We start from the raw sequence: 18,363 nt of genomic DNA, 5'->3' as shown, positions 1-18,363 counted from the left end.
ACTTTTAAGAACAGATTTATGAGTAAAAGATTAAGAAAGCCGATAAAGAAAGAGAAAGATTTCTCAGATAAAATTTTAAAAATACTATCGCAAAGTGCCAATAAAGCATTCAATTATAAACAAATAGGAGCTAAGTTAGAATTAGATGATACCGCTAGTAGAAATCAAATCATTAAAGATTTAAAAATATTAGCCTCACAAAACAAGATTATTGAGTCGGAACCAGGGAAGTATTTGGTAAAAGCTGCCAGTCAAGATTATTACGAAGGTAAAATTGATATGACGGGTCGTAAAACAGCCTTTTTTGTTTGTCCAGATCTTGAGGATGATGTTTTTATTCCTACTGCAAACTTGAATCATGCTTTAGATAAAGATATCGTAAAAGTATATGTGTATAACCGCAGAAAAGGAAAACGTCCTGAAGGTGAAGTAATTGAAGTTATAGAACGACACAAAACAGATTTTGTAGGTGTAATTGATATTCAACCTAATTTTGCTTTTGTGTCTACAGCCAATCCTAAAATGTATACTGATATTTTTATTCCAAAGGATAAAATAGGCGAGGCGGAGCAAGGTGATGTAGTTTTGGTGCATATTGAAGATTGGCCAAAACGTGCTGATAGTCCGTTTGGGACTGTTGTGAAAGTTTTGGGTAAACCAGGTGAACATGATACTGAGATTCATGCTATTCTTGCTGAATACGGTTTGCCATCAGAGTTTCCTATTGAAGTTGAAACTTATGCACAAAAAATAGATACTTCGATTACGGAAGAAGAAATTGCCAATCGTCGTGACATGCGTGATACATTGACCTTTACCATAGATCCAAAAGATGCTAAAGATTTTGATGATGCACTATCATTCAAACAATTAGAAAATGGTAATTACGAAATTGGAATTCACATTGCTGATGTATCGTATTATTTAGAAGAAGGAACCATCCTTGACGATGAAGCTTATCAACGTGCTACATCGGTTTATTTAGTGGATAGAGTAGTACCTATGTTGCCTGAGGTGTTGTCAAACTTTGCGTGTTCCTTGCGTCCGAATGAAGAGAAATATACTTTTTCGGCCATATTTGAAATTACTGATAAAGCGCAAGTTGTAAACCAGTGGTTTGGTCGAACCGTAATTTACTCGGATCAACGTTTTGCATATGAAGAAGCGCAACACATCATAGAAACGAAACAAGATGTGATTCCTGTAGAAATTTCGATCACTGGAGCAGCTTATCAAGTTCCTGCAGAAATTGTTGCAGCAACGCTTAAAATGGACGAAATAGCTAAGATTTTTAGAAAAAAGAGAATGGCTGATGGTGCTATTTCTTTTGATAAAGTAGAAGTAAAATTCAACTTAGACGATGCAGGTGAACCTCAAGGTGTTTACTTTAAAGTGTCAAGAGATGCCAATCATTTGATTGAAGAGTTCATGCTTTTGGCTAATAAAAAAGTAGCCGAATACATTGGTAAACAAAAGAAAACCTTTATTTATAGAATCCATGATGAGCCTAACGAAGACAAATTAATAGCCATGCAAACCGTAATTGCTAAGTTTGGTTACAAAATTGATTTCAGAAACAAAGGCGATATTTCGAAATCTTTGAATCAATTAATGGCGGATGTTAATGGTAAAAAAGAGCAAAATTTAATTGATACATTGGCTATTAGAAGTATGAGTAAAGCCAAATATTCTACTGATAATATTGGTCATTACGGACTTGCTTTTGAATATTATTCGCATTTTACATCACCAATTCGTCGTTATCCTGACGTTATGGTACACCGTTTGTTACAGTTTTATCTTGATGGAGGAAAATCTGTTGATGAAGAAACGTATGAAACCAAATGTTTATATTCTTCAACTATGGAAGGTTTGGCAACCAATGCGGAGCGTGATTCTATCAAATACATGCAAGTAAAATACATGCAAGATCATCAGGATCAAGAGTTTTTGGGTGTAATTTCGGGTGTGACAGAATGGGGAATTTATGTTGAAATTATCGAAAATAAGTGCGAAGGAATGGTACGTATTCGCGATATACGTGACGATTATTACACTTTCGATGAAAAACAATATGCCCTGACAGGTGCAACTTCGGGTAGATTATTGCAATTAGGAGACGAAATTTTCGTTAAAGTTAAAAATGCCGATTTAGTTAAAAAACAATTGGATTTTAATTTTTTAAGAAGAAATGAATAATAATTAATTCAAAAAAGTATGAAAAAAATAGCACTATTGGTTTGCCTTGTTGTTGCACAATGGAGCCAAGCACAAGTAACTAGAAATTTAGGTGATTTTGACGAAGTTAAAGTTTTTGACAAAATCAAAGTATTGTTAATTCCCGCCAATGAAAATAAACTCGAAGCCACAGGAGCTCGTGCTGCTGATTTAGAAACAGTAAATAAAAATGGCGAATTAAAAATCAGAATGCCGCTTACTAAATTATTGGCTGGAGAGGATATTACTGTAAAATTGTATTTTAAAGAAATTCAAGCTGTTTCAGCAAGTGAAGGAAGTAGTGTAGAGAGTGAACATGTTTTTAAGCAAACTAGCCTTACTGTAAATTCTAATTCAGGAGCAAATGTTAAACTAGAGCTTGACGTTGATAATGCGACGGTAAAATCAAATTCTGGAGGAATTGTTCACCTAAGCGGAAAAGCGAGCACACAAGACGTAAAAATTACTTCTGGAGGTATTCTTGAAGCAAGAGATTTAAATACGTCACAAACTAGTATTAATGTTTCTGCAGGAGGACAATCAGAGATTCAAGCAAGTGTGCTTGTAAACGCAAAAGTACGTGCTGGTGGATCAATTTTTATCTACGGATCACCCAAACAAATCAATAAGGAAGTATTTATTGGTGGTACTATTTTGGAAAAAAAGTAGTACTTTGCCTTTCCTTTTAGGATAATAAATAGATTTTTAATGATAAACGATATACTGTCTGGAATTCCGTGGGGAGTTTTTCTAAGTTTTATGATTGGTCCCGTTTTTTTTATTTTACTAGAAACGAGTATTATAAAGGGATTTCGTGCAGCTTTGGTTTTTGATTTAGGAGTTGTTTTAGGTGACGTTGTTTTTATTGCAATTGCTTATTTAGGCAGTTACAGATTGATTCAAAGCTTGAAAGACCAGCCTGCTTTGTTTATTTTTGGAGGAGTTATCATGTTGGCTTATGGTGTGATTTCATTTGTTCAACTCAAAAAAGTCGAAAAAATAAACACTGATTCTATTGACAGAGAAATTGTAAAGAAGAATTATTTCAGTCTTTTTATGAAAGGTTTTCTACTTAACATTATCAACATTGGTGTGTTGGGTTTTTGGTTGGCAATTATTATATCTATTGGCCCGAAATTAGAGATGCAAACACCAAGAATGTTGACTTTTTTCGTATCGGTGATCTTAACTTATTTAATTATAGATTGTTTTAAAATACTGTTGGCTAAACAATTAAAAACAAAACTGACTCCCGTAAATATTCTTAAAATAAAAAAAGGAATAAGTGTAGTGATGATGGTTTTTGGGATCGTTTTAATCACTCAAGGTTGGTTTCCTGAAGAAAAAGAAATGGTTAAAAAAGCATTTGAAAAAATAGACAATAAGTAAAACTAAATTCTAATTAATTGACAAAGCCTTGATTCTAATACAATAGTTTCAAGGCTTTTTTATTTTAATATGTAAGTCATTTAAGCTTTATATATCAATTGTTTTCTTTACTATTCTCTTTGGTTCATGCTTAATTTTCTTAATATCTTAATGGTTTAAAAGAAAGAATTGTTCTAAAAATAAATCATAAAAAAAACCTCCAATTTTCTCTGATGGTTAGTAGTTTATCCTACGAATCTATTGGACGGATTCGAACCGTTATTTTATCTTATTTTTTCTAAAAATAAATCATAAAAAAACCTCCAAATTGCTTTGAAGGTTTTAGAGGCATGTCCCTATGCTTGGGGACGGATTCGAACTATAACTTTACCTTATTTTTTCTAAAAATAAACCATAAAAAAACCTCCAAATTGCTTTGAAGGTTTTAGAGGCATCGTCCGGATTCGAACCGGAGTAGGAGCTTTTGCAGAGCCCAGCCTAGCCGCTCGGCCACGACGCCATTGTTTAACGGATGGCAAAAGTACTTAAAAACTTTAATGTTTAAAAGTATTCACTTTAAAACTTTTAAAAATATTTTTTAGAACTCACAATTCACTTTTAGTTTTAAGACCGGAATTCTTCAATTTCGATTGTAACTGATTCAACATCACCACCAATTGGCGGATTTAATTTTGATACTTGTACACGTGCTCTCGTAACACTTTGGCTTTCGTTAAAAATACGTTTGATGATTCGGTCAGCTACATGCTCTAATAAGTTAGAACGAATAGCCATTTCAGTCACGACAATGTGATTTAACAGCACGTAATCTACTGTATCTGCTAGTTGATCAGATAGGCGAGACGTGGCCAAATCAGTTGTAATATCAAGGTTTACCAAGTAATCTGATCCTATTTTTGATTCTTCAATCAAACATCCATGGTAAGAATAGGTGCGGATGTTTTTTAATGTTATAATTCCCATTTGTACTTTTTAAACGTATTTGGTATAAAGTAATTGTAACACTGTGGTAGGTTTCTAACAAACAGTAAACATTAAACCTTAAACTTTTTTATCTTTGCTAAAATAAAACAAAAAAATGTCAACTGAAGAAAAATCACTCCATTTTATAGAACAAATCATAGAAGACAGCATAGCAAACGGTTTCCCGAAAGAGTCTTTGCGTTTTCGTTTTCCACCAGAACCAAATGGTTATTTACACATTGGTCACGCTAAGTCTATTTGCTTGAATTTTGGTTTGGGTTTAAAGTACAATGCGCCAGTAAATTTGCGTTTTGATGATACTAATCCTGCTAAAGAAGAGCAAGAATATGTAGATGCTATTAAAGAAGATTTGCAATGGTTGGGCTTTGAATGGGCTGAAGAACGTTACGCATCTGATTACTTTCAACAATTGTATGATTGGGCTGTAACGATGATTAAAAACGGAAAGGCGTATGTAGATAGTCAGTCTTCTGAAGAAATGGCTGCTCAAAAAGGTACACCTACGCAACCAGGTGTTGATGGACCATATAGAAACCGTTCAGTTGAAGAAAATTTAACTTTATTTGAAGGTATGAAAAATGGAGATTTCCCAGAAGGAAGTCATGTTTTACGTGCCAAAATTGATATGGCTTCTACCAATATGTTGATGCGTGATCCATTGATGTATAGAGTCTTACATCGTCATCATCATAGAACAGGTAATGATTGGAAAATTTATCCAATGTATGATTATGCACATGGAGAAAGCGATTTTATCGAACAAATTTCGCATTCGATTTGTACCCTAGAATTTGTAATGCACCGTGAGTTGTACAATTGGTTTTTGGATCAAATTTATGACGATACGAAAGTGCGTCCGAATCAATACGAATTTGCTCGTTTGAACTTGAATTATACCGTAATGAGTAAGCGTAAATTACTCCAATTGGTTCAAGAAAATATTGTAAACGGTTGGGATGATCCTAGAATGCCAACAATTTCTGGTTTACGCAGACGTGGTTATACCGCTAATTCTATTCGTAAATTTTGCGAAATTATCGGAGTTGCAAAACGTGAAAATATCATCGATTATTCGTTGTTAGAATTTTGCTTACGCGAAGATTTAAACAAAACTGCACCACGTGTAATGGCTGTTTTAGACCCAATAAAGTTGGTTATTACCAATTATCCAGAAGGTCAAGAAGAGTGGTTAGATGCTGAGAACAATCAAGAAGATGAAAGCGCTGGATTCAGAAAAGTACCTTTTTCAAAAACATTGTTTATTGAAAGAGAAGATTTTTTAGAAGATGCTCCTGCTAAATTTTTTAGATTAAGTATTGGTCGTGAAGTACGTTTAAAAAATGCCTATATTATCAAAGGTGAATCTGTTGTAAAAGATGATTCTGGAGAAATTATTGAAATTCATGCTACCTATGATGCAGATAGTAAGAGTGGAAGTGGAAGTGAAGCTAGCCAACGTAAAGTTGCTGGAACATTGCATTGGGTTTCAGTAGCTCATGCTTTGGAGACTGAAGTTCGTTTGTATGACAGATTGTTTTTAGATCAAGCTCCTGACAGTCATAAAGATAAAAACTTCTTAGATTTTATGAATCCGAATTCACTTCAGGTTGTAAAAGGTTATGTAGAGCCTAGTTTGGCTACTGTAAAAGCAGGTGAGAAGTTTCAATTTCAACGTTTAGGATACTTTAATGTTGATAAAGATAGTACGGCTGAGAACATTATTTTCAACAAAACTGTTGGATTAAAAGATGCTTGGGAAGAAAAGGGTAAAAAGGAAGAAAATCTTTTGATGAACACTCAAAAAGATTTGAATAAGTACGTGAAAGAAAAGGATGAAACTGCTGCAGCTTCTCTTTTAATTCCTATTATTGAAAACATTAAGAGTGTTGATAACTACAGTTTGTTAGTGCAAACAGTTGCAAAAAATATCAAAAACGACAACAATGCGTTGTTGTTCGCAAATTTGATTATTCAATATTCTGATAAAGTTGAAATCAATTCGTTTGATGCAGATGTGGTTCAAAAATTCTATACAATGTCGTTAAAAAGTCAATTAGCTTCGGTGCGAGTTGCTGCAATTTTGAATTTGAAAAATGATGCTGATAATTTAGTTTTATTTGAAGCTGTTTTATCAGAATTGAAAAATGTAGAAAAAAACGAAAAAGTGCTTGCTTTACTAAATTAGAAAATCACTTTTTTAATTATAGATATTACCAATACTAAAACTCCTTTAATCGGGAGTTTTAGTATTATTAGTAATTTCTATTTTATTTTTAAAAAATATTATTTTTAACTATTAAAATTGACTTTCATATTTTAAATTTAAGCTATTATTTTTGTTTAGTTATCAGTTTATATGTTTTTAAAATTTTCGTTTATTTAAAGTAATTTATTTAGGTTTTAGGGTGAAAAGTGCTGCTTATTTTGGAATTATGGTCCAATTTGCGCAATGAGTTTTAAAAATGGACTTGTTTTTGATTTTTTCACGTGAAATTTAATTTTTTGAAAATTTTAAAGAAGAATTTTGGTTACCAATTTTATTTTAAAATGAAAGAGTAGGTGATTAGTCAATTTTTGATTTAGTTTTAAAAATAAGTACAGCACAAAAAAAAGAGGCACTTGGCCTCTTTTATTATTTTTCCTCTTCAGGAGTTTCAGTTTCGTTTGTTAGCGGTTCTTGAATTTGTGTTCGCTTTCTATTTTCAGATGGTGCTGATTTTTTTTTCATTAATTCGCCAACTTGGTTTGAAGCACTAAAAGAAGCAATCATATTATTTAGCATATCGCTTCCGGCTTGTGGTGAATTTGGTAACAAAATTAAATTCGAATTTGTGTCGGCGCCAATAGCTTGTAAAGTGTCATAATGTTGCGTAACTACGATTAAAGCCGATGCTTCTTGGGAGTTGATACCTACACTGTTTAATACATCCACACTTTCTACGAGACCTTTAGCAATTTCTCTTCGTTGGTTAGCAATACCTTGTCCTTGTAAACGTTTGCTTTCTGCTTCTGCTTCTGCTTTTGCAACGATTCTAATTCTAGATGCTTCTGCTTCAAATTCTGCTACTGTTTTTTCTCTGTCCGCAGCATTAATTCTGTTCATTGCATTTTTAACTTGAATGTCTGGATCAATATCAGTTACCAAAGTATTTATTATTGTGTATCCATACGTAGTCATTGCTTCGTTTAGTTCACGCTTTACAGCGATGGCAATATCGTCTTTTCGTTCAAAAACATCATCTAGTTTTAACTTAGGCACTTCGGCACGAACTACATCAAATACATAAGAAGTGATTTGATCGTGTGGATATTCTAGTTTGTAAAAGGCATCGTAAACCGTTTCTTTGATTACCATAAATTGAACAGAAACTTTTAGTTTTACAAAAACATTGTCCTTGGTTTTTGTTTCGATGATTACATCTAATTGTTGGATTTTTAAGTTAACACGACCTGCAATGCTATCAATAAGAGGAATTTTTAAATGTAATCCAGATTGTCTGATACTTAAAAATTTACCAAAGCGTTCAATAACAACCGCTGTTTGTTGTTTTACGGTGAAGAAGGAGGACAGTAAAATAAATAGACCAAAGACCAGTAAGATAATTAATGCAATATCCATAATGTTTTTATTATTAGTTAAAAATTACCTCACAATTTACAAAAAAACTTTAGGTTTGTCTTTGTTAATATCATTAATATGAAAAAAATAAGTTTTCTTGGAATCCTGGTTTTTTGTACTAGTATTTCTTTTGCTCAATACAGGTATAAAGATGCTAATCGTATAGGTATTTCTGTAGGAACAAATTATTTTAATTTATTGACACCTGATTTTGAAACCAATCCGGAGTTAGGGTGGAATGCCGGCCTTTCAATGAGAGGTAATTTTTATAACAATTGGGATTTGGTTTATGCGATGCAGTTTAGTGAGCAAAATTTTTCTGTTACAAATAGTAATTTAGAACGCATTTCGTATAAATTAGCGAATGCACAACTGTCCCTACTAGCTAGTTGTAAAGTAGTCGAAAATCATTTGAGTTTTGAATTTGGTCCCGCAGTTCAAGTGAATGGAAAGTTAGGTTTGAATGCTAGTGATGAAAACGATTTCATAAAAGGAACTACTTTGTTAGCCAAGGATTTAAAAAGTGTTTCAAACATTAATGTATATCCTGTTGTAGGTGTTACTTTTGGACTACGTCATTTTAGGGCTAACATTTCCTATCAATATGGTTTGCTTAATACCTTTAGCAATGTAAATAATAGCAGTCCAGCCTCGCAAATTAAAGGGAATGCTAGTATACTTAATGGTAATTTTATTATTTATTTATAGTACAAGTTTGTTTAAAATTAAAAAAGCTTCTATCCTTTGTAGGGTAGAAGCTTTTTGATTTTATAAACTTGAAATAGCTTTGTTGATTCTGGAAATAGTTTCTTCTTTGCCAATAACTTCTACAATGTCAAATAGGTGAGGACCCTTCAGTGCTCCAACCAAACTTAATCTAAATGGTTGCATAATTTTTCCCATTCCAATTTCGTTTTTTGTCATCCAATCTTTTACGATGGTTTCGATATTTAGAGATGTGAAATCAGTAATTTCTTCGACCACAGAAATTAATTCTTGCATCAATGCAGGAGTTTCAGCTTTCCAGTTTTTGCTTGCTTTTTCATCATAACTTGCAGGAGCCACAAAAAAGAAATCACTCATTTCCCAAAATTCTGATACAAAATGGGCACGCTCTTTAATTAAAGAAACAATTTTAGTAAGCTTTGATTCTTCAACAGTAAAACCTTTTTCAACTAAAATAGGAGAGAAGGCCTTTGCTAATTTAGCATCCTCTTGTTTGATTAAATACTGATGATTGAACCATTTATTTTTTTCAGGATCAAATTTAGCTCCTGACTTATGTACTCTATTTAGGTCGAAGTTGTTTACCAATTCTTCCAAACTAAATAATTCTTGTTCTGTTCCGTCATTCCATCCAAGTAAAGCTAGAAAATTTAAAACGGCCTCAGGAAAGAATCCTTTTTCTCTGTAACCAGAAGATGTTCCTTCATCTGTTGTCCAATCTAAAGGAAATACTGGAAATCCCATTTTATCACCATCTCGTTTTGATAATTTTCCGTTTCCAACAGGTTTCATGATTAGCGGTAAATGTGCAAATTTTGGTGCTTCCCAGCCAAATGCTCTATACAATAAAACGTGTAAAGGCATTGAAGGCAACCATTCTTCTCCACGAATTACATGTGATGTTTCCATTAAATGATCATCCACAATATTTGCTAGATGGTACGTTGGCATGCCATCGCTTTTGAATAAAACTTTATCGTCTAAAAGGTTTGTATCAAATTTCACATCACCTCGAATAATATCATGCAAATGCAAAGTCTCATTTACAGGTGTTTTAAATCGAATTACATAATGTTCGCCAGCTGCAATTCTTTTAGCCGTTTCTTCAGTAGAAATTACTAGAGATGTATCTAATTTTTCTCTGTTAGTGTGGTTGTATATAAACGTTTTTCCTTGTTCTTCCTCTAATTTTCTAGCCGCATCCAAGGCATCTGGAGTATCAAATGCATAATATGCATTGCCTGAATTGATCAAATCATCTGCATATTTTTGGTACAGATCTTTTCTTTCGCTTTGACGGTAAGGACCAAACTTTTCGTTTTTACCAATGGTTTCATCAGGAGCAATTCCTAACCATTCTAATGCTTCCATAATATATGCTTCGGCACCAGGAACAAATCGGTTTTGGTCTGTGTCTTCTATGCGTAAGAAGAAGGTTGCATTGTTTTTTTTAGCAAACAAATAATTAAATAATGCGGTACGTACACCGCCTATATGTAAAGGTCCTGTTGGACTTGGTGCAAATCGCACGCGTACTTGTTGAGACATTTTTATAAATTTTTACAAAGATACACTTTCAAAATTTTTAGTGATAGTTTTTTGATTGTTAGTTGTATGTGTCGTTTTATTGCGTGCCATTGATTCTTGAATTTTTTTGTACACTCTAGCGTTATAATTACTATTTTTATTGGTTATATTTTAAATCTAATTCAAGTGGAAATTCAAAAGCTTATTTACAATAAATTAGAATCTTTTATTAAAAAATATTATACCAATGAATTGATTCGAGGTAGTATATTTTTTATAGGTTTGGGATTGTTGTATTTTTTGGTTACTGTTTTTATCGAGTATCTTTTATGGTTGCCACCTGCAGGTAGAACTTTATTGTTTATTGCTTTTGTTGGTACCGAATTGTTTTTGTTAATTCGATTTATCGCTTTTCCAATGTTTAAACTTTTTAAACTTAAAAAAGGGATTAATTATCAGCAAGCTTCTTCAATTATTGGTAATCATTTTCCTGAAGTCAGTGACAAGTTGATTAATTTTTTACAGTTATCAGAGAATAATGTAGTTGGTAATAATTCGGAATTGTGGTTGGCTTCTATCGAGCAAAAAGCAAATGATTTGGCGCCAATTCCTTTTGTAAAAGCTATAAATTTTAGTTCTAATAGACAGTATTATCCTGTCGCAATTGTTCCTGTAATATGTATTTGTTTCATTTATTTCTCAGGTAATAGTGCGGTTATTTCACAAGGTTTAAATCGTGTAGTTCGATTTAATACTGCATTCTCTCCGCCAGCGCCTTTTACTTTTAATATTAAAAATAAAGATTTTATTATTCAACAAGGGATGGATTTTATTCTAAACGTGGAAACGGTCGGTAAGGTTGTACCTGAAAATGTTGTTGTAAAAATAGGAGATGAAAGTTATTTCATGGAAGTTGTTGGAGGGTCTAAATTCCAATATAAGTTTAGTAAACCTGCATCCGATATTGATTTTAGTTTAGAAGCGAATGGAATAGAATCACAAGATTATCATGTTTCTGTTGTAGCTGTTCCTGCTATCGCAAATTTTGAAATGAGGTTAGATTTTCCTGCATACATTAATAGAAATTCAGAATCAGTTAAAGGAACTGGTAACGCTATTGTGCCCGAAGGGACGCGTGTCAGGTGGGTAATGCTTACTCAAGCTACTCAAAGTGTAGTCTTTAATGATGGGATTCAGAATTTTAAATTTAACCGAAGTGATAATTTATTTAGTTTCGCTAAAAATATCAATCAAGATACAGAATATCAAATAGTTACTTCCAATAGTTTTGTTCAGAACTTTGAAAAATTGAATTATCGATTAAATGTTGTGAAGGATTTGTTTCCTTCTATTAATGCTGCTGTAGTTCCTGATAGTTTGAAGGTAGATACTAAGTATATTGTTGGCCAAATTGCTGATGATTATGGCATATCTAAATTGCAAGTAGTGTATTATGATAGAGATAATATCTCTAATGTTAAACGTGGAACAATAACATTTAAGAAAGGTAGTATTGATCAATTTGTTTTTGCTTTTCCTGCTAATTTACCTGTTCAGAAGGGTGTTGTTTATGATTATTATTTTGAAGTTTTTGATAACGATGTTATTCATAATTTTAAGAGCAGTAGATCCGCTGTTTTTTCTAGTCGAGTAGTTACTGATGCTGAAAAAGAGCAGGCAGTGTTACAGCAACAAAACGACAATATTCAAGGTCTGCAAAAATCCCTAAAGGCACAGGATAAACAAATTGACGCTATTGATAAATTACAAAAATCGGGCAAAGAAAAAGACAACTTCGGTTTTAAAGATCAACAAAAAGTTGATGATTTTATTAAACAGCAATCCAAACAAGACGATATAGTTAAAGATTTTGCTAAGAAACTTAATGACAATTTGTCCCAATTTAAATCTGATAAAAAAGATTTGAAAAAAGAAGAATTGCAAAAACGGCTTGATAAAGCTGAAGAAGAAAGTGAAATGAATAAGAAATTATTAGATGAACTGCAGAAATTAAATGATAAAATTCAGAGTGAAGAACTACTGTCTAAATTAGATAAATTCAAGCAAAATAGTAAAAATCAAATTAAAAATTTAGAACAATTAGTGGAGTTGACTAAGCGGTATTATGTCGAGAAAAAGGCAGAACAAGTAGCTGACAAACTTGAAAAGTTATCTGAATCTTTGGACAAGAATTCAGAGTCTGAAGAAAATAATACTATTAAAAAGCAAGAAGACATTAATCGCAATTTTTATAAAATTCAAAACGAGTTGAAAGAATTACGTCAAGAAAATAAACAATTAAAATCACCATTAGACATCCCTAATGATGCTGCTAAAGAAAAAAGTATTGATGATGATTTGGATAAAGCTAATGATGATTTAACCAAAAATAAACAAGAGAAAGCCAAATCGAACCAAAAGAGTGCGAGTAAGAAAATGAAGGAATTGGCTCAAAAGATGCAAGTCGAATTAGAGCAAAGTGAGAAAGATCAAATGCAAGAAGATGTCGCAATGCTTAGAAAAGTATTGGATAATCTATTGGCTTATTCCGTATCGCAAGAAGATTTAATGGAGCAATTCAAGGGGTACAAAACTGGTGCTCCCTCTTTTAATAAAAACATTAAGATTCAGCAAGATTTAAAGCAGCAATTTAAGCATGTTGACGACAGTTTATTTGCTTTGTCTTTACGAAATCCTAAAATCGAGGGAAACATAACAAAGGAGATCGGGAATGTAAGTTACAATGTTGATAATGCAATTAGTAGTTTTACGGAAACCCAATTACCTAAAGGTATATCTCATCAGCAATATGCGGTAGCAGCCTCGAACAAACTCGCTGATTTTTTGAGTGAAATTTTGAGTAATATGCAAATGCAGTTATCTGGAATGGGTAACGGAAAGCCGCAACCTGGTCAAGGTAGTGGTATGCAATTGCCAGATATTATTCAAAAACAGGATGGTTTAGGAGAAAAAATGAAACAGGGATCCAAGCAAGGTAATAAATCTGGTAGTGGTAAACCTGGTAGTGATGGTAAAGCTGGAATGAATGGAAGTGGGGGAGAAGAGGGCGAAGGTGATGCAGAATTGATTTTACAAATTTATCAAGAGCAGAAACTACTTCGTGAATCGCTGCAAAATGAATTGAATAAGCAAGGAGCTGGTGGTTTAGGACAAAATGCTGTTGAGCAAATGAAGCAGCTGGAAAAACAAATTCTGAACAAAGGTTTTAAGAATGAAACTTTACAAAGGATTTTAAATATTAAACAAGAATTACTTAAACTTAAAACGGCTCTCCAGCAGCAAGATCAGGATAATACTAGACAAGCTGAGGGATCGAAAAAAGAATTCAACAGTCGGGTTAATGCACTTCCAAGTGCACTTAGTGATTATTTAAATAGTATTGAAATATTAAATAGACAATCGCTACCTTTGCGCTCGAATTTTAATCAAAAAGTTCAAGAATATTTTAATAAAAAATGATCAATTTTAATTACGAAACTGACTTCGAATTAGACGATGAGACTGCTTTTGAACAGTGGTTAAGTCGCGTTATTGAGTCAGAAAATAAAAAAGAAGGGGAGATTAATTATATTTTTTGCGATGACGATTATTTGCATAAAATCAATATTGAGTATCTTCAACATGACACACTCACTGATATCATTAGTTTTGATTATTGTGTAGGTAGTGAAATAAATGGTGATGTTTTTGTGTCCATTGAACGTATCAAAGAAAACGCATTAGATTTTAATGTTTCTTTTGATGAAGAGTTAAAAAGAGTATTGGTTCATGGTATATTACATTACTGTGGATACAAAGATAAATCTGATGATGATGAGATACTGATGCGTGTTAAAGAAGATGAAAAAATATTATTGTTTCACGTGGAACAATAAACCAATTATAGTAATATTATGTTTCACGTGGAACATGTTTTACCTTTTCTTTGTTTAATTTGTTTCACGTGGAACAAGTACTTTAATAAATCAATGATGCCTCTTTAGGCGTAAAGAATGATATAATGTTTCAAAACGAATATGATGTAATTGTTGTTGGTGCAGGGCACGCGGGTAGCGAGGCCGCGGCAGCGGCAGCAAATTTAGGTTCAAAAACTCTGCTGGTTACAATGAGTTTGCAGAACATTGCACAAATGTCTTGTAACCCTGCTATGGGCGGAATTGCCAAAGGGCAAATTGTTCGAGAGATTGATGCGCTTGGTGGGTATTCTGGAATAGTTTCTGATCGTACTGCAATTCAATTCAAAATGTTGAACAAATCCAAAGGTCCTGCAATGTGGTCGCCGAGAGTTCAAAGTGATCGTATGCGTTTTGCAGAAGAATGGAGAATGATGCTCGAAGGAACTCCTAATCTTGATTTTTATCAAGAGATGGTGAGAGGGCTGATTATTGAAAATGGAAAAGTAAGAGGAATTAAGACTTCCCTTGGTGTTGAGATTCGCTCCAAATCTGTTGTACTAACAAATGGTACTTTTTTGAATGGATTGATTCATATCGGAGAAAAACAATTTGGTGGAGGTAGAGCTGGCGAAAGTGCAGCTCACGGAATTACTGAAGATTTGGTTGCTGTAGGTTTTGAAGCGGGAAGAATGAAAACGGGAACACCTCCTCGTGTTGATGGACGCTCTCTTGATTTTTCAAAAATGAATGAAGAAAAAGGTGATGCGCGCCCGGATAAATTTTCTTATTCGGATGTGACCAAACCGTTAGTTCATCAAAGATCTTGTCATATGACCTACACTTCTTTGCAAGTTCATGATATTTTACGTGAAGGTTTTGATCGTTCACCAATGTTTAATGGTCGGATTAAAAGTATGGGTCCGCGTTATTGTCCATCTATTGAAGATAAAATTAATCGTTTTGCTGATAAAGAAAGGCATCAACTTTTTGTTGAGCCAGAGGGCTGGAATACTTGTGAAGTTTATGTAAATGGTTTTTCAACTTCTCTTCCTGAAGATATTCAATTCAAAGCGTTGAGTTCTGTTGCAGGTTTTGAAAAGGTAAAATTTTTTAGACCTGGATACGCGATTGAGTATGATTATTTTCCTCCTACCCAATTAAAGCATACGCTCGAAACTAAGTTGGTTGAAGGTTTATATTTTGCTGGACAAATCAACGGGACAACAGGATATGAAGAAGCAGCTTCGCAAGGTTTAATGGCTGGTATTAATGCGCATTTAAAAGTTCATGAAAAAGCGCCATTGATATTAAAGCGTGATGAAGCTTATATTGGAGTTTTGATTGATGACTTAATTACCAAAGGTACAGAAGAGCCATATAGGATGTTTACTTCGCGTGCAGAGTATAGGACTTTGTTGCGTCAGGACAATGCTGATTTTAGATTGACTCCGATGTCGTATGAGATAGGTTTGGCATCGGAAGTTCGTTTGAGAAGAATGGAACATAAATTAAACGAGTCTGAAAAGATGGTTGCTTTTTTCAAAGAAACTAGTGTTTCAGTTTCAGAAGCTAATCCAATATTAGAATTAAAAAATACTGCTTTGATTTCGCAAGGGGATAAAATGTTTAAAGTTTTTTCTCGTCCGCAAATTGATTTGGAAGATATCATGAAATTTAGCAAAGTTCAAGAATATGTTCAAGAAAATGAATTGGATCAAGAAATTTTGGAACAAGCCGAAATTCAAGTCAAATATTCTGGTTATATAGAAAAGGAGCGAAATAATGCTGATAAATTAACTCGTTTAGAAGATGTAAAGATTCCTGAAAACTTTGATTATGAAAAAATCAAGTCAATGTCAATTGAAGCAAAACAGAAATTGAGTAAAATTCGACCGGTTACTATTTCACAAGCTTCAAGAATTAGTGGTGTTTCACCAAGTGATATTTCAGTATTACTTATTTACATGGGGAGATAGTGAATCTTGTTCCACGTGAAACTACGGTCGGAAGTCCCGTCATTACTCAGAAATGACAGAATAAAATAATTTTTTAACCCTGAAAAACGCTATTTGTGGTTTTCAGGGTTTCGTTTACTAATAAAAACAAAAGCATATTAAATTAATGGATATTTCAAATCAACAGCCTTTTTTAACTGTTCAAGATCATTCTGTTTCTCAGGAAATTTTTAATTTATACTATGATTCAAATTTAGACATGTTGGTTACACAGCCACAACCTAGTTTGGATCAATTGGGTAAATATTACGAAAGTGACGATTATATTTCACACACCGACAGCAAACGTTCTCTTTTTGAAAAAGCATATCATGTAGTAAAAAGTATTGCGCTCAAAAATAAGTTGAATTTGATAAATCTTGAACAATCGTCAAAAGGAGCTATTTTAGATATTGGTGCGGGTACGGGAGATTTTCTTGCTGTAGCAAAACAAAATGGTTGGACTACTACTGGAATTGAACCTAGCCCAAAAGCTAAATCCATTGCAATTTCAAAGGGAATTTCATTTGTTGAGAATACAACTGATTTGGCTAACTATTCTTTTGATGTTATTACAATGTGGCACGTATTAGAGCATGTTCCAGATCTTGATTTTCAAATTAAAGAACTTAAGCGGTTATTAAAACCTAGCGGAACTTTAATCGTGGCTGTTCCTAATTTCAAATCTTTTGATGCAAAGCATTACGGAAAATTTTGGGCAGCTTATGATGTACCCATTCACTTTTGGCATTTTTCTAAAAAGGCGATCGAACTTTTATTTGCAAAGGAAAATATGAAATTGAAAAAAGTACTTCCAATGAAATTTGATTCTTTTTATGTTAGTCTATTATCAGAAAAATATAAAAATGGTAAAATGAATTTTATCAAAGCTTTTTTTATCGGATTAAAAAGTAATTTGAAGGCAGCAAGTACTAAAGAGTATTCCTCACACATTTATGTGCTAAAAAATAAGTAAAAATCATTTTAAGGCCAATTACAGGCTTTTTTAGGTGTTAACTATGAATTTGTATGTCTTTTTTTAGATCTTTCTTTAAAATTAATATATGAAACACGTTTTAGATAGGTGTAAATGATGTTTTTTATTGAAAACATAAGCTTTGTTTATGGAATAAAAATCAGTTGATTTTTTGCAGTTTTTGCCAATCCTATCTAATTTTTTATATTTTTGTCCTTATTACTAAAAAACTAGAAATTCACAAAATGAAAGCAATGATTCCAAATTTTAAAAAAACTACTCTTTCTCAAAAAAGTAAAAAAGCATTAGTACTCGTTGCTTTATCTGTTGCGTTAGTAAGTTGCAACAAACCAGCCGAAGCTGCAAAAGAAGTAAAAACTGCTTATGTTGATACAGCTGAATTGATGAAAGAATACACTGAAGCAAAAGATCTAGAGGCTAAATATAAGTCTAAAGCGGAAGAAAAAGGCCGTCAATTGGAAGCTGAAATCAATCGTTTCAAACAAGAAGCAGCTAATTTTCAGTCACAAGCGCAAGCTAACGGACAAGAGTGGGCTCAGAAAAAAGGTGCAGAATTGCAAAAAAGAGAACAACAATTAGGATATGCAGAACAGGCGTTGACTCAAGAGTTACAAATGGGAATTAGTAAAGAAAGAGATTCGTTAATTAGTGGAGTTAAAAAATTTATTAAATCTTACGGAAAAGAAAAAGGATACGCTTACATCTACGGTACTGGAGATGCTGCATCAATATTATATGCTGAAGATAAGTTTGATATCACTAAAGATATAATTAAAGCCTTGAACGACAAGTACAAAGGTGCTGCTAAAACAGAAGAAAAAGTAGCGCCAAAAAAGTAAGTAGTAGGGGTTATTAATTCAAAAATATGCCTTCGTCTAGTAATAGATTGAAGGCTTTTTTTATGCGTTTCTAATTCAAATTGTGATCTATTATTTATTCATTTAATAGTATTTTTTCATTTCTATTTAACCATTTTATCAAACGGAGCTATTT

General features: G+C 32.9%; 13 protein-coding genes and 1 tRNA gene. 10 read left to right on the top strand and 4 right to left on the bottom strand.

The genetic code is table 11. The features are described 5' to 3' along the window. Positions 1–18: 18 nt before the first annotated feature. From rnr to L1S34_RS00420, 3 genes are read left to right on the top strand one after another with little or no spacing between them, the layout of a single operon-like run. Positions 19–2,199, top strand: a complete 2,181-nt coding sequence (gene rnr, locus L1S34_RS00430; protein ID WP_236361632.1) for a ribonuclease R — start codon at positions 19–21, stop codon at positions 2,197–2,199. Between the two features lie 18 nt (positions 2,200–2,217). Next, complete coding sequence (locus tag L1S34_RS00425) at positions 2,218–2,886, top strand: head GIN domain-containing protein (protein ID WP_236361629.1); 669 nt, start codon at positions 2,218–2,220, stop codon at positions 2,884–2,886. A 39-nt stretch (positions 2,887–2,925) separates the two neighbouring features. Then, complete coding sequence (locus tag L1S34_RS00420) at positions 2,926–3,606, top strand: LysE family translocator (RefSeq protein ID WP_236361625.1); 681 nt, start codon at positions 2,926–2,928, stop codon at positions 3,604–3,606. A gap of 428 nt (positions 3,607–4,034) precedes the next feature. Here L1S34_RS00420 and L1S34_RS00415 read toward each other — a convergent pair. Together L1S34_RS00415 and folB are read right to left on the bottom strand one after the other, a co-directional pair. Further along, positions 4,035–4,105, bottom strand: a tRNA-Cys gene (locus L1S34_RS00415). A gap of 104 nt (positions 4,106–4,209) precedes the next feature. Continuing rightward, positions 4,210–4,569 (bottom strand): dihydroneopterin aldolase, encoded by a 360-nt coding sequence (folB, locus tag L1S34_RS00410; RefSeq protein ID WP_236361622.1) that lies wholly within the window; start codon positions 4,567–4,569, stop codon positions 4,210–4,212. A 115-nt stretch (positions 4,570–4,684) separates the two neighbouring features. Here folB and L1S34_RS00405 point away from each other — a divergent pair, with 115 nt between their 5' ends. Then, entirely contained in the window at positions 4,685–6,775 is a 2,091-nt protein-coding gene (locus L1S34_RS00405; RefSeq protein WP_236361620.1) for a glutamine--tRNA ligase/YqeY domain fusion protein, read from the top strand. Between the two features lie 447 nt (positions 6,776–7,222). Here L1S34_RS00405 and L1S34_RS00400 read toward each other — a convergent pair whose 3' ends face one another. After that, positions 7,223–8,209 (bottom strand): SPFH domain-containing protein, encoded by a 987-nt coding sequence (locus L1S34_RS00400; protein WP_236361613.1) that lies wholly within the window; start codon positions 8,207–8,209, stop codon positions 7,223–7,225. 78 nt (positions 8,210–8,287) lie between these two features. Between L1S34_RS00400 and L1S34_RS00395 the strand changes: the two genes are divergently transcribed. Further along, positions 8,288–8,917, top strand: coding sequence for an outer membrane beta-barrel protein (locus L1S34_RS00395; RefSeq protein ID WP_236361610.1), 630 nt, complete (start codon positions 8,288–8,290; stop codon positions 8,915–8,917). Between the two features lie 60 nt (positions 8,918–8,977). On the opposite strand, the gene gltX is transcribed toward L1S34_RS00395, so the two are convergent. Continuing rightward, on the bottom strand, positions 8,978–10,483 hold the full coding sequence (gltX, locus tag L1S34_RS00390) for a glutamate--tRNA ligase (RefSeq protein WP_236361607.1): 1,506 nt from the start codon (positions 10,481–10,483) through the stop codon (positions 8,978–8,980). Between the two features lie 165 nt (positions 10,484–10,648). Here gltX and L1S34_RS00385 point away from each other — a divergent pair, with 165 nt between their 5' ends. The 5 genes from L1S34_RS00385 to L1S34_RS00365 all read left to right on the top strand — a co-directional run bounded on the left by L1S34_RS00385 (position 10,649) and on the right by L1S34_RS00365 (position 18,209). Continuing rightward, on the top strand, positions 10,649–13,942 hold the full coding sequence (locus L1S34_RS00385; RefSeq protein WP_236361602.1) for a hypothetical protein: 3,294 nt from the start codon (positions 10,649–10,651) through the stop codon (positions 13,940–13,942). Next, a complete protein-coding gene (ybeY, locus tag L1S34_RS00380) occupies positions 13,939–14,358 on the top strand; it encodes an rRNA maturation RNase YbeY (protein WP_236361599.1) in 420 nt (139 codons plus the stop codon). Before L1S34_RS00385 ends, ybeY begins: the two co-directional genes overlap by 4 nt. Positions 14,359–14,483: 125 nt before the next feature. Beyond that, on the top strand, positions 14,484–16,355 hold the full coding sequence (mnmG, locus tag L1S34_RS00375; RefSeq protein ID WP_236361528.1) for a tRNA uridine-5-carboxymethylaminomethyl(34) synthesis enzyme MnmG: 1,872 nt from the start codon (positions 14,484–14,486) through the stop codon (positions 16,353–16,355). A 145-nt stretch (positions 16,356–16,500) separates the two neighbouring features. Beyond that, entirely contained in the window at positions 16,501–17,349 is an 849-nt protein-coding gene (locus tag L1S34_RS00370) for a class I SAM-dependent methyltransferase (protein WP_166132610.1), read from the top strand. A gap of 254 nt (positions 17,350–17,603) precedes the next feature. After that, complete coding sequence (locus tag L1S34_RS00365; protein ID WP_236363172.1) at positions 17,604–18,209, top strand: OmpH family outer membrane protein; 606 nt, start codon at positions 17,604–17,606, stop codon at positions 18,207–18,209. The last annotated feature ends 154 nt before the right edge of the window (positions 18,210–18,363 follow it).

Source organism: Flavobacterium sp. K77, from assembly GCF_021608205.1.
In the GTDB taxonomy this organism is placed as follows: domain Bacteria; phylum Bacteroidota; class Bacteroidia; order Flavobacteriales; family Flavobacteriaceae; genus Flavobacterium; species Flavobacterium turcicum.
The sequence above is the reverse complement of the archived record's forward strand: the minus strand, read 5'-3'. Positions and strand labels throughout refer to the sequence as shown.

Bases quoted from the DNA above. Each gene is read 5' to 3' on its own strand.
- rnr (WP_236361632.1), top strand. From the start codon at position 19: ATGAGTAAAAGATTAAGAAAGCCGATAAAGAAAGAGAAAGATTTCTCA.
- L1S34_RS00425 (WP_236361629.1), top strand. From the start codon at position 2,218: ATGAAAAAAATAGCACTATTGGTTTGCCTTGTTGTTGCACAATGGAGC.
- L1S34_RS00420 (WP_236361625.1), top strand. From the start codon at position 2,926: ATGATAAACGATATACTGTCTGGAATTCCGTGGGGAGTTTTTCTAAGT.
- folB (WP_236361622.1), bottom strand. From the start codon at position 4,569: ATGGGAATTATAACATTAAAAAACATCCGCACCTATTCTTACCATGGA.
- L1S34_RS00405 (WP_236361620.1), top strand. From the start codon at position 4,685: ATGTCAACTGAAGAAAAATCACTCCATTTTATAGAACAAATCATAGAA.
- L1S34_RS00400 (WP_236361613.1), bottom strand. From the start codon at position 8,209: ATGGATATTGCATTAATTATCTTACTGGTCTTTGGTCTATTTATTTTA.
- L1S34_RS00395 (WP_236361610.1), top strand. From the start codon at position 8,288: ATGAAAAAAATAAGTTTTCTTGGAATCCTGGTTTTTTGTACTAGTATT.
- gltX (WP_236361607.1), bottom strand. From the start codon at position 10,483: ATGTCTCAACAAGTACGCGTGCGATTTGCACCAAGTCCAACAGGACCT.
- ybeY (WP_236361599.1), top strand. From the start codon at position 13,939: ATGATCAATTTTAATTACGAAACTGACTTCGAATTAGACGATGAGACT.
- mnmG (WP_236361528.1), top strand. From the start codon at position 14,484: ATGTTTCAAAACGAATATGATGTAATTGTTGTTGGTGCAGGGCACGCG.
- L1S34_RS00370 (WP_166132610.1), top strand. From the start codon at position 16,501: ATGGATATTTCAAATCAACAGCCTTTTTTAACTGTTCAAGATCATTCT.
- L1S34_RS00365 (WP_236363172.1), top strand. From the start codon at position 17,604: ATGATTCCAAATTTTAAAAAAACTACTCTTTCTCAAAAAAGTAAAAAA.